At 42.8% G+C, this 16036-nt stretch carries 17 protein-coding genes; 13 read left to right on the top strand and 4 right to left on the bottom strand.

The features are described from left to right. The 8 genes from FTT78_RS13400 to FTT78_RS03955 all read left to right on the top strand — a co-directional run. A partial coding sequence (locus tag FTT78_RS13400) for a hypothetical protein (protein WP_218954678.1) occupies positions 1-225 on the top strand: 225 nt, incomplete at its 5' end. A 132-nt stretch (positions 226-357) separates the two neighbouring features. After that, complete coding sequence (locus FTT78_RS03985; protein ID WP_180044356.1) at positions 358-807, top strand: ammonium transporter; 450 nt, start codon at positions 358-360, stop codon at positions 805-807. A gap of 34 nt (positions 808-841) precedes the next feature. Continuing rightward, complete coding sequence (gene topA / locus FTT78_RS03980) at positions 842-3481, top strand: type I DNA topoisomerase (RefSeq protein WP_131261048.1); 2640 nt, start codon at positions 842-844, stop codon at positions 3479-3481. 172 nt (positions 3482-3653) lie between these two features. Further along, the gene (locus tag FTT78_RS03975; protein ID WP_180044358.1) at positions 3654-4409 is read left to right on the top strand and encodes a hypothetical protein; all 756 of its coding nucleotides are present in this window, start codon (positions 3654-3656) and stop codon (positions 4407-4409) included. Between the two features lie 158 nt (positions 4410-4567). Then, entirely contained in the window at positions 4568-6556 is a 1989-nt protein-coding gene (locus tag FTT78_RS03970) for an ATP-dependent helicase (protein ID WP_180044360.1), read from the top strand. A gap of 79 nt (positions 6557-6635) precedes the next feature. Then, on the top strand, positions 6636-6890 hold the full coding sequence (locus tag FTT78_RS03965) for an RNA-binding protein (protein ID WP_004976139.1): 255 nt from the start codon (positions 6636-6638) through the stop codon (positions 6888-6890). Positions 6891-7065: 175 nt separating this feature from the next. Further along, entirely contained in the window at positions 7066-7569 is a 504-nt protein-coding gene (locus tag FTT78_RS03960; protein ID WP_004976141.1) for a DUF6586 family protein, read from the top strand. A 103-nt stretch (positions 7570-7672) separates the two neighbouring features. Beyond that, positions 7673-7951, top strand: coding sequence for a hypothetical protein (locus tag FTT78_RS03955; protein ID WP_131261040.1), 279 nt, complete (start codon positions 7673-7675; stop codon positions 7949-7951). A 191-nt stretch (positions 7952-8142) separates the two neighbouring features. Here FTT78_RS03955 and FTT78_RS03950 read toward each other — a convergent pair whose 3' ends face one another. The 4 genes from FTT78_RS03950 to FTT78_RS03935 all read right to left on the bottom strand — a co-directional run bounded on the left by FTT78_RS03950 (position 8143) and on the right by FTT78_RS03935 (position 12037). Continuing rightward, complete coding sequence (locus FTT78_RS03950) at positions 8143-9858, bottom strand: cation:proton antiporter (protein WP_180044361.1); 1716 nt, start codon at positions 9856-9858, stop codon at positions 8143-8145. 158 nt (positions 9859-10016) lie between these two features. Then, positions 10017-10172: a 50S ribosomal protein L33 gene (gene rpmG / locus FTT78_RS03945; RefSeq protein WP_004976146.1), complete on the bottom strand. Its 156-nt coding sequence runs from the start codon at positions 10170-10172 to the stop codon at positions 10017-10019. A gap of 16 nt (positions 10173-10188) precedes the next feature. Beyond that, positions 10189-10425, bottom strand: coding sequence for a 50S ribosomal protein L28 (rpmB, locus tag FTT78_RS03940; RefSeq protein WP_004976147.1), 237 nt, complete (start codon positions 10423-10425; stop codon positions 10189-10191). Between the two features lie 163 nt (positions 10426-10588). Further along, positions 10589-12037 (bottom strand): coniferyl aldehyde dehydrogenase, encoded by a 1449-nt coding sequence (locus tag FTT78_RS03935; protein WP_004976148.1) that lies wholly within the window; start codon positions 12035-12037, stop codon positions 10589-10591. Positions 12038-12154: 117 nt separating this feature from the next. On the opposite strand from FTT78_RS03935, the gene FTT78_RS03930 reads away from it, so the two are divergent. The 5 genes from FTT78_RS03930 to FTT78_RS03910 all read left to right on the top strand — a co-directional run bounded on the left by FTT78_RS03930 (position 12155) and on the right by FTT78_RS03910 (position 15915). Beyond that, a complete protein-coding gene (locus FTT78_RS03930) occupies positions 12155-12856 on the top strand; it encodes a TetR/AcrR family transcriptional regulator (protein ID WP_004976150.1) in 702 nt (233 codons plus the stop codon). A gap of 91 nt (positions 12857-12947) precedes the next feature. Continuing rightward, entirely contained in the window at positions 12948-13814 is an 867-nt protein-coding gene (gene purU / locus FTT78_RS03925; RefSeq protein WP_004976151.1) for a formyltetrahydrofolate deformylase, read from the top strand. Positions 13815-14075: 261 nt separating this feature from the next. Beyond that, complete coding sequence (locus FTT78_RS03920; RefSeq protein WP_104853035.1) at positions 14076-14867, top strand: energy transducer TonB; 792 nt, start codon at positions 14076-14078, stop codon at positions 14865-14867. Positions 14868-14887: 20 nt separating this feature from the next. Further along, positions 14888-15511, top strand: coding sequence for a MotA/TolQ/ExbB proton channel family protein (locus FTT78_RS03915; RefSeq protein WP_096901723.1), 624 nt, complete (start codon positions 14888-14890; stop codon positions 15509-15511). Further along, a complete protein-coding gene (locus tag FTT78_RS03910) occupies positions 15511-15915 on the top strand; it encodes a biopolymer transporter ExbD (RefSeq protein WP_180044363.1) in 405 nt (134 codons plus the stop codon). The genes FTT78_RS03915 and FTT78_RS03910 overlap by 1 nt, the downstream gene beginning before the upstream one ends. Positions 15916-16036 lie beyond the last annotated feature (121 nt).

The raw sequence follows: 16036 nt of genomic DNA, 5'->3' as shown, positions 1-16036 counted from the left end.
ACTGCAATCAGGTTTAAAAATCTTCGATCAACGTTGATGATGTATTTAAATACAAATGAACATATCCGTCCCAAAACCGTGATGGGATTTACTACAGTATTAAAAAAATGGTTAGCGCAAGAAGATGTCACAGAAGAAATTGAGTTGTTGAAAAAATATGAGTTGATAACTGTGAATAGTAAACGTCAAATTAGTTATAGCTCGAAACTATTTATGATGAGCTAAAACTGAAAATAAATAGAACAATGATTAGGCATAAAATGTAAGTAATACTCGACAAATCTTAATTTTGACTGAGATACTTGCGTTTTATATTGTGCTTATGCAACTCTAATATAAGAATAGAAAGGTTGTACTATGGAAAATACTGGAATTTGGGTTGCCGTTGCCGTCATTGTATTTGTGATGGGCTCTATTTTTGGTCTGCGTGTAAGCCCAAGAGAAAAAGCTTTGGGACTAATGCGCGAGAAAGCCCGAAAAATGGGACTACACCCACGTTTGGTGGTTGCACCCGACTGGACCAAAATCCCGAAAGCAACGGAATCACGTGCCAGTATGGTGGCGTATTATAGCGTCTTAATCGCCGATGCTCGTTTACCATTGATGCGTGCTTTAGTGACAGATCAAAAGCTTAATGTGCTGCATGGTGGTGAGAAATTTCAGGGCTTACCCATTGCATTAAAGGGCATTTATGCTATTGATATGCAGGCAAACTGTGTAGGAATCTATTGGGATGAAGAAGCCGACCTTCGTGCTACTCAGTTAGATGAAATGAAAGCCTTTTTACATGGCTTGGCTGAACATTAATTTTTAAACCATTAAATAGGAAATACGGTTACTTATGGCGAACGCTCCTCGGTCCACATCCAAAAGCACAGCAGCCAAATCTGAAGCTGGTCACAAACGTGCCTTAGTGATTGTGGAGTCGCCTGCAAAAGCGAAAACAATCAATAAATATCTTGGTTCGGACTACATTGTGAAGTCTTCGGTCGGTCACGTGCGTGATTTGCCAACCAGTGGTGGCGCAAAAACCACAGAAAAGAAAACCACCACCCGAACCAAACTGACCGAGGCTCAGAAAGCTGAAAAAGCTCAACAAGCATTAGTCAACCGTATGGGGGTTGATCCTGAACATGACTGGAAAGCACACTATGAAGTGCTGCCAGGCAAAGAAAATGTAGTCGCTGAATTAAAAAAACTGGCATCGCAGGTCGATGAAGTCTATCTCGCAACGGACTTGGACCGTGAAGGGGAAGCGATTGCGTGGCACTTAAAAGAAGTCATTGGTGGAGATGACTCACGTTATCAACGTGTCGTGTTTAACGAAATTACCAAAAATGCGATTCAAGAAGCCTTTAAGCATCCTGCGCGTTTAGATACCAACAAAGTCAATGCCCAACAGGCACGTCGTTTCTTAGATCGCGTGGTGGGTTTTATGATTTCGCCACTGCTCTGGGAAAAAATTGCCCGTGGTTTATCGGCAGGACGAGTGCAGTCAGTTGCGGTGAAGCTGGTTGTGGAGCGCGAGCGTGAAATTCGCGCCTTTGTACCCGAAGAATATTGGCAAGTCTTTGCAGATACTAAATCTGAAAAAGATGACATTCGTCTAGAAGCGGTTAAGCAAGCGGGTAAAACCCTCAAGTTACGCAACAAAGCTGAAACCGATGCTTTACTGAACTTGATTAAAGATGCGCAATACACCGTATCTGCACGTGAAGATAAGCCGACCAAAGTCAACCCAAGTGCGCCGTATATCACGTCAACGCTGCAACAGGCTGCGAGTACCCGTCTTGGTTTTTCAGTCAAGAAAACCATGATGCTGGCACAGCGTTTGTATGAGGCAGGTTTTATCACCTATATGCGTACAGACTCGACCTTCCTGAGTGATGACGCGGTCAATATGGTGCGTACGCATATTGAAGCGGAGTTTGGTCAAAAATATCTGCCTGCTAAACCAAATCGTTATGGCAATAAAGCAGGCGCACAAGAAGCGCACGAAGCGATTCGTCCATCTAATGTTGCGCTTAAAGGCGACAGTTTGGTGGGTGTAGAGCGCGATGCACAGCGTTTATATGATCTGATTTGGCGTCAGTTCGTCGCTTGCCAAATGACACCAGCCGAATATTTATCATCGACCATTTTGGTTGATGCCAATGGTGTCGAGTTAAAAGCCAAAGGTCGTACGCTAGTTTTTGATGGCTTTACCAAAGTGCGTGGGCAAAACAAATCGGATGATGATGTGTTACTGCCTGCAGTTAAAGTCGGTGAAATTCTTAAATTAGAGAAGCTTGATCCATCACAACACTTTACCAAACCGCCTGCGCGTTTTACCGAAGCCTCTTTGGTGAAAGAGCTTGAGAAAAAAGGTATTGGACGTCCATCGACCTATGCTGCGATTATTTCAACTATTCAAGACCGTGGTTATGTCAAACTGGAAAACCGTCGTCTGTTTGCCGAAAAAATGGGTGAGATTGTTACAGATCGTCTGGATGAAAGTTTTAATAACCTGATGAACTACGATTTTACAGCAGACTTGGAAGGTCAGCTGGATAAAGTTGCAGATGGAGAACGTAACTGGAAAGACTTACTCAACAGTTTTTATGGTGACTTCAAGCAGCGTTTGACCAATGCACAGGGCGAACAAGGCATGCGCCGTAATCTACCTGTAGAGGTCGATGCAGTACATTGTAAAGAATGCTCACGACCAATGCAGATTCGTACAGGTACGACAGGCGTATTCTTAGGCTGCTCAGGCTATAACTTGCCGCCAAAAGAGCGTTGTAAGGGAACGCTGAACCTGACACCTGTAGAATCACTTGCCGCCTTATCCGATGATGATGCCGCTGAAACCGCAGATTTGATGTCTAAAAAGCGCTGTCCAATTTGTGAAACAGCCATGGACAGTTATGTAATTGATGGCGGTCGTAAACTGCACATTTGTGGGAATAACCCAGACTGTTCAGGTTTTGAGCTAGAAGAAGGTGAGTTCAAAATTAAAGGCTATGATGGTCCAACCATTCCGTGCGACAAGTGTGATGGCGAAATGCAGTTGAAAACAGGTCGCTTTGGCCCTTATTTTGCCTGCACCAGTTGTGAAAACACACGTAAAGTACTCAAGAATGGTCAGCCTGCGCCACCGCGTGTTGATCCAATTAAAATGGAACATTTACGCTCAACCAAACACGATGATTTCTTTGTGTTGCGTGATGGTGCAGCAGGCTTGTTTTTGGCAGCCAGTAAGTTCCCGAAAGTACGTGAAACCCGTGCGCCGAAAGTCGCGGAATTGCGTACTGTTGCAGAACAGCTTGATCCAAAATATCAATTTATTTTGCAAGCACCTGATGCAGACCCAGAGGGTAATCCAACATTGGTGAAATTTAGCCGTAAGAATCAAGCGCAATATATTGGTTCGGAAACGCCTGAAGGCAAACAAACCAAATGGTCATTGGTTTACCAAGATGGTAAATGGGTTGAGGCTTAATTATCCAAATTACAAAATGCTGGCTTCGGTCAGCATTTTTTTAAATCATATAATTTGAAATGTAAAAAATAAAAAACAGAGAGGTTTTGTGAATCTTAATCCGATGTGGGGGTCGAGTTTAAAGATAATAAGATTAAACTCGGTAAAGTGATTGCCTAAAGATATTTAAAGTATGTGGAAAAAAATCCGAATTTTATGCTTATTGCTGGTTTTGCTGGTCGTCGCAGTCAATGCTTGGCGTGATCAGAACCAAGACTGGAATAAGCCCATCATCGTATTGTTACATCCAATCAATGCCGATGGACGATCAAATACCCAAAACCATATCAATACGTTAAATATCAATAATTTAAATTCTGCTCAAGACTATCTAAAACAAGCTTCTTTGCAGTATCGTGGGCAACCCATTGCGCTTTATTTCAAACAGGGGCGAGAATTAAAGGAGTTGCCACCAAAAGTGCCTGAGCAGGCATCACTACTTAATACTGTACTTTGGAGTTTAAAGTTCCGTTTTTACGCTTGGCAGCAACGACAAAGCAGTGATGGTACGGCAACCGTGACGCTGTACCTGAATTATTATGATCCGAGTCAAACTCAAATTTTGAAACATTCCACCGCTTTACAAAAAGGTAAAATTGGCTCGGTGAATTTATTTGCTTCTGCTGCACACAGTCAGCGCAATACCATGGTGATGGTGCATGAATTACTGCATACCTTTGGTGCCACAGATAAATATGATTTGAGCACAGGTCAACCGATTTATCCGATTGGTTATGCAGACCCAAATCAGCAACCATTGTACCCACAACGACAGGCTGAACTGATGGCGGGTTATGTGCCACTTTCGCAAAGCAAAAGTAAGATGCCTGAATCGTTACAGCAGACGCGTATTAACGAAATTACTGCCATAGAATTGGGTTGGAAATAATGTGGATAAGCATGCACTTATCCACATCTCCACAATATAACCTGTGTAAAAGTATGTGCTTGAGCATGACTTGAGTATGAATTGAGCCATTTATATTCATGGGTTTATTCCTAAACCGATCTGTTAAACTATTCATCCACCCACTACGATGAGTCACTATGAGTTTAGCCAGCCTAATTGATGAATTGAATCCCCAGCAAAAACAAGCAGCGACGACAGCACATCAACATAGTCTGGTCTTGGCTGGCGCAGGCTGTGGCAAAACCAAAACCATTGTGGCACGTGCAGCGTACTTGATTGATCAGGGTATTCCAGCCAATCAAATTCAAATTTTGACCTTTACCCGTCGTGCGGCGAGTGAAATTGTCGCACGGGTGGAGCTAGCGCTGGGCGAGCAAGCCAAAGGCTTACGTGCTTCGACCTTTCATACTTTTTGTATGTATCTGTTACGCCGTACTCCTAAAGCCTTTGGCTTAGAGCAGTTTTCAATTATTGATCGTGATGATCAGTTGATGATGTTTCGCCTCATTCGTGGAAAAGATGATAAGAAAAATCCAAGTCAGTTACCCAAGCCTCAAGAATTATGTGATTTGTATTCTTTTGCGCGGAATACCCGTCAAAAACTGAGTGTGGCTTTAGAAAAGCAACAGCCTGAATATTTGGCATTAAAAGATCAAATTGCTGAAATTATGCAGGAATACGAAAGCCGTAAACGTGCACGTGGCTTTCTCGATTATGACGATATTTTGGCTGTGGTGGCATCGGCATTGGCGCAGTCGGAAGGTCTGGTCGATTATGTCGCGTCAATTTGTCAGCATCTTCTGGTTGATGAAATGCAGGACACCAATCCTTTGCAATGGGCTTTGCTTGAGCCTTTAAAAGATCGGGTCAGTTTGTTTTGTGTGGGCGATGATGCACAATCGATTTATGGTTTCCGTGGTGCAGATTTTGAAAATATTCATCATTTCACAGAGCGCGTACCCAATGCTCAAATTTTCAAATTAGAGCAAAATTACCGTTCTACGCAGGAAATTTTAGACCTGTCCAATTGGTTGTTAGATCAAAGTGAGATTCGCTATAACAAACGGTTGCAGGCGCATCGTGGTGATGGCATCAAACCCAAAATGCATATTTTCCCGAATGAATTTGATGAAGCCAAATGGATTGCGATTGATATTAAAGAGCGACATTTCTTGCAAGGCGCGCCGTGGTCAGATCACATGGTCTTGGTGCGTTCGAGTTTTGCAGCGCGACATATTGAAGCCGCCTGTATTGCGGCAAGTGTGCCGTATCGTTTTATTGGCGGCATGAAGCTCTTGGAAACTGCGCATGTGAAAGACTTACTTAGTTTATTGCGCGTTATTGCCAATCCTTTAGATGATATTGCATGGATGCGTTTTCTCACTTTATGGAATGGCGTGGGTGATGTCGGTGCGAGTAAGTTGGCGCAGCAATTGTTACTTGAACCCACAATGGATAAGGTGATTGAAAAGCTGGAAAAATTTGGACGCTTGCCAGAAAAAACTTTATTGATCATGAAGCAAATGGATGTCTTACGCCATGAAGTTGCAGCTTGCGTCGGTTTAGGCATTGAAGCGATTCAGGAACAATTGGCTGATAACTATAAAAAAGACTGGAATCGTCGTCAGGGTGATTTTCAGTTGGTGCAACAACTGGCGGGTAAGCATGCGCAGTTAAGTGAGTTTTTAGAAGAATATGTGCTCGATCCTGTGTCTATTTCTGAAATTGAACGCCAGTCCGATACCGATGTGGTCACTTTAATCACCATCCATTCTGCCAAAGGTACGGAGCAAAAAGTCTGTTATGTGGCGAATGTGACTGCAGGGCAGTACCCGCATGCACGGGCGCAGGGCAGTTTTGATGATATTGAAGAAGAACGTCGAGTGCTGTACGTGGCTTTGACCCGTGCCCAAAATGAACTGATTTTAACCAAGCAAAATTTTAATTTATGGGCGCGTGATACGGTAGATGAACAAGGGCGCAAACTGGACAGTTATTTTTTGAATGATCTGACACGGCAGTTGTGTACGATGGAAACTCATCACCGTACCCGTCAGCAAACTGTGAAAAGTGCCTTGGTGGAACGCCAAGCGATTAATTTAGATTTTGGCATTGATCTCGATTAAACTATGCCACAAGGTTTCCTGCAAAAAGTAGAGTAGGCGAGTGCTTTTTGATGTTTTTTGCCTATTTTAAGGTTGTAAGATGAAAATTTTAGTTCGTAGTTTAGAGCGTACAGTGACTGAAGAAGAATTGTTAAAGCTTTTTCAGGAATATGGCACTGTAGAATCTTGTAATTTGGTGTTGGATGCTGCAACAGGAAAATCTAAAGGTTTTGCATTTGTAGAAATGCCACATGCACGTGAGGCAGTAAAAGCCATTAAAGCGCTGAATACTTTGCGTCTGCATGGTCATGGAATACGTGTCAAAGCAGCAGAAGATAAGCCTGCATCAAAATAGTTCAAAGGGAGCAAAAAATGCTCCTTTTTTATGCGTGATTTTTAGTAAAAATACGAGATTGGCACTGCATTGGTGCGCGATTTTATCGCAGTAAAAATAGTGTATTTTTTATTGGGTGTTGCAGGAAAATCGGTTTAATCTAAGCTTCTTAGAACGCTAAATTGAGGAAATGCTCATGTCCCGTGTTGCTCGTTTTCATGCAGATCGTACCAATCAGAAATTATATTTCGCCCGTCTTTCATGTCAGCAGGCCGAGCAAACCGAGCATGTTCAGCAAGCGCAGGCACATCGTGAAGCTGCGGTGTTTCATTTAAATGGCGCGGTGCTGGCTTTTTTGCAGGAATTGGTGCGGTATTATCGTTTAAATGACAGTAATCCAACCCTTAAATCAATTGAAGAATTGATGGCAGCCAAAGGGCAGATTTCCCCTGAAGTGGCAATTTTGCAGCAACTGAGCAAATCGGGTTTTATTGCAGAGTTAAAGCGCGCTTATCGTTTATGTCAGTACACGCCCGAGCCAAGTGCACCAGAACCTGAACAGGAAACGTCATCCAATTTGATTATTAAAGTCACGCAATCTCCGCAAGCATGGCTACCAGATACGAAAATTTTGCGCGAATGGCATCGTGACTTAACCCAGTTGATTGATGGTTTTCGTAATGAAATGGTGGAATTTTAAGCCGACCAAACGCCCTTGAAAAAAATCTGATCAGCCCGATATAAATATTCTGAACGATGCAAAGTGCAAGCGCCTTTGCCGCCATGTCGAGCATGGAGGATATATGTCTATAGAGCAATTGAAAGAATTATTTGGTAATCAGGAAGCAATTTTAGAGCTGGTTCAGCTTGAAGGTGGCGAGTTGGCATTGCGTAATGCAGGCTCAGAGAAAGAGCCATTGGTCAAAATCCAGTTCAATGACGAAGTCAAAGCCATATTGGGCGATCAGACGGCTGTTGTGGCACAGCACATGATTCAGGCGGCATTATTTGGCTTGTTGGAAAAGCAGGTCAATGAATGGCATGCCGAAATTGTGGATGAACAGCCGCAATTTATGAGTTAATCCCAAAAGGTCTTTCGGTGATGAGCTATCTTTAATGAATAGATTGTCTATCTGCTTTGGTTAAAATCATGGACATTATTAGATAGTTTTTCATCAACACAATGAAAGCCAATCTATACGTCAACAAAAAAAGCGCAGCTTAAACGGTGCGCTTTTTGTGATTTTGGCTATGGGTTTTAGATGAATGATGCTCAATGCGTTGGTGGCTGATGATGGGCAATTTCAATTTGATTTAAAATATAATTGCTCATATTTTTCGCCATTTCTTCTTTGGCAAAATACACTTCACCAATGTTGTCTTTACGAATTACTTCCGCTTCGGCTTTGCTTTCTGCACACACCAAAACCTGAATTTCAGGGTTTAGGGTTTTGGCAATATCCACAATTTTATGAATATCCAAAATGTCCATAGGCGAGAGAACGAGTAGTCGTGCATGTTGAATATGTGCCTGAATCAGTACACCCGCTTCTGTGGCAATGCCGCTGACTGCAGCAATGCCTTTTTCGCGTAAGTCTTCGACAATTTCACGGTTTTCTTCCGCAATCACGACCTTAATATTTTCAGCCATTAAATTTTGAGTAATGCGGCGTCCGACTTCACCATGTCCAACAATCACCACCTGATCACGTAAATAATCTTGAGAAACTTCATCGGGCAGCATGGCTAAAGGGTCATTGCTGCGTTCAAGCAAACGCGCCAAATAAGAGCGTTCCCGAATCCAGTTTTGCACAGGCTCAATCGCAGAAAAAACAAAGGAATTGAGGGTAATTGAAATGAGTGCGCCTGCTAAAATCAGGTTTTGTCCTTCTAGTGACAGCAGTTGTAAAGATACACCTAGCGTTGCCAAAATAAAGGAAAACTCACCAATTTGTGCCAAGCTCGCGCCTACGGTCAAGGCTGTATTGAGTGGATAGCGGAAGAACAAGACCAATGCCATGGCTGCAATGGTTTTACCCACCATGATAATGCCGACGACCGCTAAAACGTGCAGTGGTTCTTTTATCAGAATACGCGGGTCAAACAGCATGCCCACAGCAACGAAAAATAGAATGGAGAAAACTTCACGTAAGGGTAAAGTTTCTTCTTCGGCGCGATGACTGAAATCAGATTCTTTGACCACCATCCCCGCAAAGAACGCCCCAAGTGCCATCGACACGCCAAAGATTTTATAAGCACCAAAGGCAATTGATACCGCAGCAGCGACCACAGTCAGGGTAAACAGTTCCCGCGAGCCTAAGCGAGCCACAATTTGCATAATGAAGGGCACAAGGCGTTTGCCAACAATCAGCATAAAGGCAATAAAGCCTGAAACTTTTAATAAAGTCAGTCCGAGTGTTAGCCAAATATTTTCATCACTGGCATTGTCGATAGCTTGTCCACCCAGTAATACAGCTGTGGCAGGCAAAAGCACCAATGCTAAGACCATCACTAAGTCTTCAACTAACAACCAGCCTACGGCAATTTTACCGTTCACGGAGTCGAGCAGGCCACGATCACCCAATGCTTTTAAGAGCACAACGGTACTGGCACAAGACAGACTCAAGCCAAAAATTAAGGCAGAACCAAAACTCCAACCCCACATCATCGACACGCCTACACCGAGCAGGGTCGCCACGGCGATCTGCAATACTGCACCAGGCAAAGCAATGCGTCGTACCTGCATTAAATCATTTAGCGAGAAATGCATGCCAACACCGAACATGAGGAACATGACCCCAAGTTCTGCCAATTGGTTGGCAAGATGAATATCTGCCACAATGCCCGGTGTGTTGGGACTAATGATGACACCTGCAATCAGATAGCCCATAAGCGGTGGAAGGCGTAAGCGCGCAGCGATATAGCCAAATACCAGTGCCAAGCTAAAACCAACGGCAAGTAAGATGATGAGTTCTACATCATGAGGCACGAGAAACTCCTAAGCCATGGTGAAGGTGCGGTCAAAAGACTGAAATAAGACAAGCACAAATAGTGCCAAAAAAGAAAACGAGGAAATTTTAACAAGTGAGGCAAAAAAAGTGCAAAAAAAAACGACCTGAATAAGGTCGTTTTTTAAAAAAGCTAAAATTATTTGATTTTAGCTTCTTTGAAAACTACGTGTTGACGGATTTTTGGATCAAATTTTTTGATTTCCATTTTTTCCGGCATAGTACGTTTGTTTTTAGTAGTGGTATAGAAATAACCTGTACCAGCTGTAGAAACTAAGCGAATCTTATCACGCATTGTCCTGACTCCTTACTTAGATCTTTTGACCTTGAGCACGAAGGTCAGCAACAACCTTTTCAATGCCCAATTTGTCGATAATACGCATACCTTTAGTGGTTAAACGAAGACGTACGAAACGTTTTTCGCTTTCTAACCAGAAACGGTGGTTGTGCAGGTTCGGCTCGAACCGGCGCTTAGTTTTGTTGTTGGCGTGTGAGACGTTGTTACCAACGACTGGACGCTTGCCGGTAACTTGGCAAACCTTAGACATGGTGTAACTCCATTGATTTAGCCAACAGCAAATCTGTATGGCCAGTCAAAAATAAACGGATGAATTCATTCAAGGGGCGTTTTATATCAAAAATACGCTTAAAAGACAAGCGATTTTCTTCAAAAACAGCATGAGCGTGTTTGATAGCTCATGCCTTGATCAGTTAACGAAGAAGCGTCTTCGAAATCAATCGATGAATCGGCTTATCAAATGGGGGGAGAATGAACTTCAAGCTGTAAAGCTTCGGATTAGACATTACCGACCGTTCATGTGACAAGCTGAAAAAACCTTCTGGACCGTGATATTTCCCCATGCCCGATGCACCAACACCACCAAATGGTAAGTCATCTTGTGCAACGTGGGTCAATACAGTATTGAGTCCGAAATGCCCTGAATGGGTTCGCTGTGCGACATAGTCGGCACGCGCCTGATCAAAGTCGAAATAGTATAAAGCAAGAGGACGCGGTCGGCTATTAATAAACTCGATTACATCATCAATTTGTTCATATTCTAAGATTGGCAGGACTGGACCAAAGATCTCATTTTGCATAATTTGCATGTCTGGACTGACATTGGTCAGTACCGTTGGTGCCATTTTACGGGTTGCAGCCACATTTTCACTTTGCGGATTAATTTCAATAATATTTGCACCTCGCTCACGTGCATCTTCTAAATAGCCCTGTAAGCGACGATATTGTTTGTCATTAATAATAGAAGTGTAGTCTTGGTTATCACGAATATGCGGATACATTTCGGTCACAAATTGTTCGAAATGCTCCATAAATTCGGCAGTTTTGCCTTTAGGCAAGAACATATAGTCGGGTGCAACACAGGTTTGTCCAGCATTCCAGAGTTTACCTACCGCAATACGCTGCGCTACATCGACCATATCGCTAGATGGATGCACCAAAACAGGGGATTTTCCACCTAGTTCTAAAATGACAGGCACAAGGTTTTGTGACGCGGCAGCCATTACAGTTTTGCCGACTTCGGTAGAGCCTGTGAAAATAATTTTGTCAAAAGGCAAATGACAGAACGCATCGGAAATAATACCGCCGCCATTAATTACTGCCACCAATTCCTGTGGAAATGCTTCGCTCATGGCGTTTTCCAGTACTTTACCAAAATGCGCAGAAGCACTGGAAATTTTGATCATGGCATGGTTGCCTGCAGCCAAAGCACAGATCAGTGGGCCTAAAGACAGTAATAATGGATAATTCCATGGTGCAATAATGCCAATTACCCCTAAAGGTTGATACTGTACCCATGCTTTTGCAGGTTGGTGGATAATACCAACCTGACGTTTAGATGGCTTCATCCAGTCGGTCAGGTTTTTGCTGTAATATTTGATATGTTCCAAGCAGGTAAGTAATTCACCAATTTTGGTTTCTGCAATGGCGCGGTTGCCATAGTCACGGTTAATGGCTTCGGCAAATTGATCCTGATATTTCACAATCACACGTTTTAAGCGGGCTAAGCGTTCAATGCGTTCTTTGGCACTTGGGACAGGATGACGCTGATAGGCATATTTCTGCAATGCCAAAATATCATCCAGACGTTGTAAATCGGGTGAATGTGGGGTCATTGAAGTTGTTTTTGTTTGACTGTTCATGGCATGTTACCATTCAATAAAAGCAATATAAGTTAATTTTTAGAGTATTTACTCTAATCAGTCAAGTGACTTTATGTTTTCATGCCCCCCAAATTTTAAAGAATGGTTGTTTTTAGGATGTCTCAAACCAAAACGTTGAAAACCAAAGAACGTATTTTGCAATTGAGTTTGCAATTGTTTAACGAGCGTGGTGAGCGTTCGGTAACAACCAATCATATTGCGGCAGAACTGGGCATGAGCCCAGGAAACTTGTATTACCACTTCCGCAATAAGAACGAAATTATTAAAGAGCTGATGGAACAATATCAGCAAGAAACTTTAGAAATGCTGGCTTTGCCTGAAAATCGTGGCTTAGATGCCAATGACAAAATTCGTTATTTTCAGGTTCTCAGTAGTCAGCTGTGGGCTTATCGTTTTTTGCATCGTGATGTCTATCATTTGGTCGAAACCAATGAAGATTTCCGCAAAATGTATCCACGTTTTGCAGGACAGGTCATGCAGCAGGGACAAAAAATTTATCAGGCCTTTGTGGATGCGGGTCTGATGCAAATGACTGAGTCAGAAATTGAAGCCTTGATTATCAATATTTGGATTGTGCTGACCAACTGGACGAACTTCTTATATATGTCGGGTCACATTACCGATTCAAACCATTTGGAAGAAAAATGGATTTGGCAGGCTTTACGTCAAATGCTGTTCCTTGAAGGGGCATATTTACGGGGTGAAAGTCGTGCAACCTATGAGCGTTTACTAGAAACACTAGGCACATCTGAACTGTTTGAGAGTTTATCATCCAGTAAAAATACTCAAGCCGACTAAGAGACTGAGAATGGCTATTTAGAATGTCTGAGAAACGCGCTAGAATACTCGGCTTGTTTTTCAATTTAACCAAGTAGTGACTAAAAACAACATGAATATGACGACTGCGAATACTGCACGTTTACTGATTACCTGTGAAGATAAGCCAGGTATTGTGCAGGCTGTATCGAGCTTTTTGTATCATCAAGGAGCCAACATTACCGCGCTTGATCAATACGCAACAGAAGCTCAGGGCGGGCGTTATTTCATGCGGGTTGAGTTTGAACTGGATCACTTGCAAAGCCGTAAAGAAAGCTTATTGCAAACCTTTGCTTCTAACGTGGCAGAGCGTTATGAAATGCAATGGCGTTTGGCTTTGGTCAGCGATGTGAAAAAAGTCGGCATTTTGGTGTCTAAAGTTGATCATGCTTTGCTCGAACTATTATGGCGTCATTCACGTGGTGGTTTACCATGTGAAATTACCAAAGTGGTGTCGAACCATGACACCTTGCGTGAAGCGGTAGAAAACTTTGGTATTCCGTTTGAAGTAGTGCCTGTTAATAAAGAAAATAAACGTGAAGCTTACGCTAAAATTGATGAATTGATGCAAGGCAATGATTTGTTGGTATTGGCGCGTTATATGCAAATTTTGGATGAAGAGTTTGTCTCTAAGTGGGAAATGAAAGTGATCAATATTCACCATTCATTCCTGCCTGCTTTCGTGGGCGCAAATCCATATAAACAAGCTTATGAAAAAGGCGTAAAACTGATTGGTGCAACTGCACACTATGTAACAGCAGACCTAGATCAAGGTCCGATCATTGAGCAAGATGTAGAGCGTGTAAACCACGACTTTACGGTAGATCAACTGCGTGAATTGGGTCAGGATGTGGAACGTAATGTACTGGCACGTGCAGTTAAATGGCATTTGGAAGACCGTATTATTGTAGATGGCAACAAAACTGTTGTATTTCAATAGGGCAAAAGCTATCTAAAAATCGAATTAAAACATGCCGACATGGCATGTTTTTTTATGCTAAAATTGTAATGTTATAACATTTATTTAAACTGTTTTTAAAATAGCAAATTTATTGGATGATTCACGTTTGTTATTAAAAAATAGTTGCAAATGAAAACACTTCTCATTTATTATTGCGTTACTTTAATTGTGCTAACCGATCAGTTTGATCGTTCGGAACTGTGATGGTTTGGCAATTGCTTTTGAAGGTCGCTGACTTTAATGAACCAATCTCCCAACGCTATGCTACAAATGCCCAATGCCATGAAAAAGAAAGTTGTGACGGCTTTAGCTGTGGTTGCATTAGGTCATGTCGGTGTGTTGTGGGCATTGGGGCAAATGCAAACTCCGACCTTAAAGCCCATAGAAAAAGAACCTTTAAAAGTACGCTTTGTAAAAATTCAAGAACAGCCTAAACCGTTGCCACCGCAACCTAAGGCTGAACCACAGCCTGAAAAACCCAAGCCTCAGCCTGTAAAAGAAGTGCCTGTGGTAGAAAAACCGTTGCCACCGCCACCGAAAAAAGTAGAAAAAGTACAGCAAGTTAAAAAAGCAGAAGCCCCTAAACCCGTGGCGAAGCCCGTAGAAAAACCAGTCGAACGTGTGGTGCAACCTGCACCTGTAGCAACGGTGACTGAAACTAAAGTGGTACAGCCTGCACCGAAACCGACAGTTGCACCTGTTGCGCCAGCACCTGCTCCTGTCGCACCTTCTGCTCCAAAAACAGTGTCGATTGGCGGCTCAGGCGTGCAATGGAGTCGTTCTCCAAAACCTTCTTATACCAATCGTGATTTACAGGGAGAAACCCGTAACGTGGTGGTTCGGATTGAAGCCAATGAAAAAGGCGTGATCACCGATGCTCAAATTACGCGTTCTAGTGGTGTACCTGCTTTAGATCAAAAGATTTTACGCGCAGTGCGTAGTGCAAAATTCAAACCGTACAAAGAAAATGGCGTGGCTTATCCAATTCGTGCTGAGCAGCCTTTTGAATTGACATTGAACCCTAACGGCTAACCTTCAACAGGAGTTCGAGTATGAACTTTTCCGTCTATTGGCAACACGCAGATGCAGTCAGCAAAACGCTGTATTTCGTGTTATTGGCGATGTCGATTGCGACATGGACCATCTTCGCATTACGTTTGATAGGCACGCGCCAATTGAAGCAACAAGCTTATGCTCAACTGTCACAGGCTTTAAATCAGCTTAAAGCAAAACTGGTGCCCTTAAATTTTGAGCAGCGTAAAGCGGTTGCTGAGCAAGCCTTATTGCGTCAAATTTCGGTAGAAAAAGCATCGGCAGAAAAAGGCGTATCGGTACTGGGTACAATTGCGTCATTAGCACCGTTTGTGGGTTTGTTTGGTACAGTTTGGGGTATTTTCCATGCACTCGTTGCGGTTGGAAAAAGCGGTCAGGCGGGATTGGCTCAAGTGGCAACGCCTGTTGGTGAAGCGTTGATTATGACGGGCTTCGGTTTGGCGGTGGCGATTCCTGCCGTGATTGCTTACAACATTTGTTCGCGTGTGAACCGTACCTTATCTACAAATTTGCAAGATCATGCACATAGTTTGTTGATTGACACCATGTTGCAACAAGATTCTTCTGTTCAAAGAACTGAAGTGAATGCAACACAACAAAGTTTAGTGGGAGGTCAGGTTTAATGGCTTTTCAATTGGGTGAAGACAACGATTCAGGCATGAATGAGATGAACCTTATTCCCCTGATCGACATTATGTTGGTATTGATGATCATCTTTTTGGTGACAGCGACCGTTGCCAACCCATCTATACCATTAACCTTACCGCAAACCAGCGCAGAAATTGTTGATTTACCGCCTGAGCAAATTCAGGTCAGTATCAATGCCAATGGTGAAGTGGCGTGGGATGATCAAATCATTAGTTTAGATGAGTTGCAAACCCGCTTTAATGATGCTAGTCAGCAAGCTCAACAGCCAACCGTGGTGTTAATAGCAGATAAAGATGCGCGTTATGATACTGTGGCGCAAGTGATGTCACGTGCGAGTGAAGCCGGACTCAGTGATATTGCTTTCGCAACAGATGATTAAGTTAATCCTTAAAAATTAGCGATCTATTTAGGTCGCTTTTTTTATGCAAAGTCGCGCATAATGCCAAAACTCCTCAAGTACTCAATGATGTTGAATATCCAAAAGATTTAGGTTGAGTCCG

The sequence above is a fragment of the Acinetobacter sp. YH01011 genome, assembly GCF_013420785.1.
GTDB lineage: Bacteria > Pseudomonadota > Gammaproteobacteria > Pseudomonadales > Moraxellaceae > Acinetobacter > Acinetobacter towneri.
The sequence above is the reverse complement of the archived record's forward strand: the minus strand, read 5'-3'. Positions and strand labels throughout refer to the sequence as shown.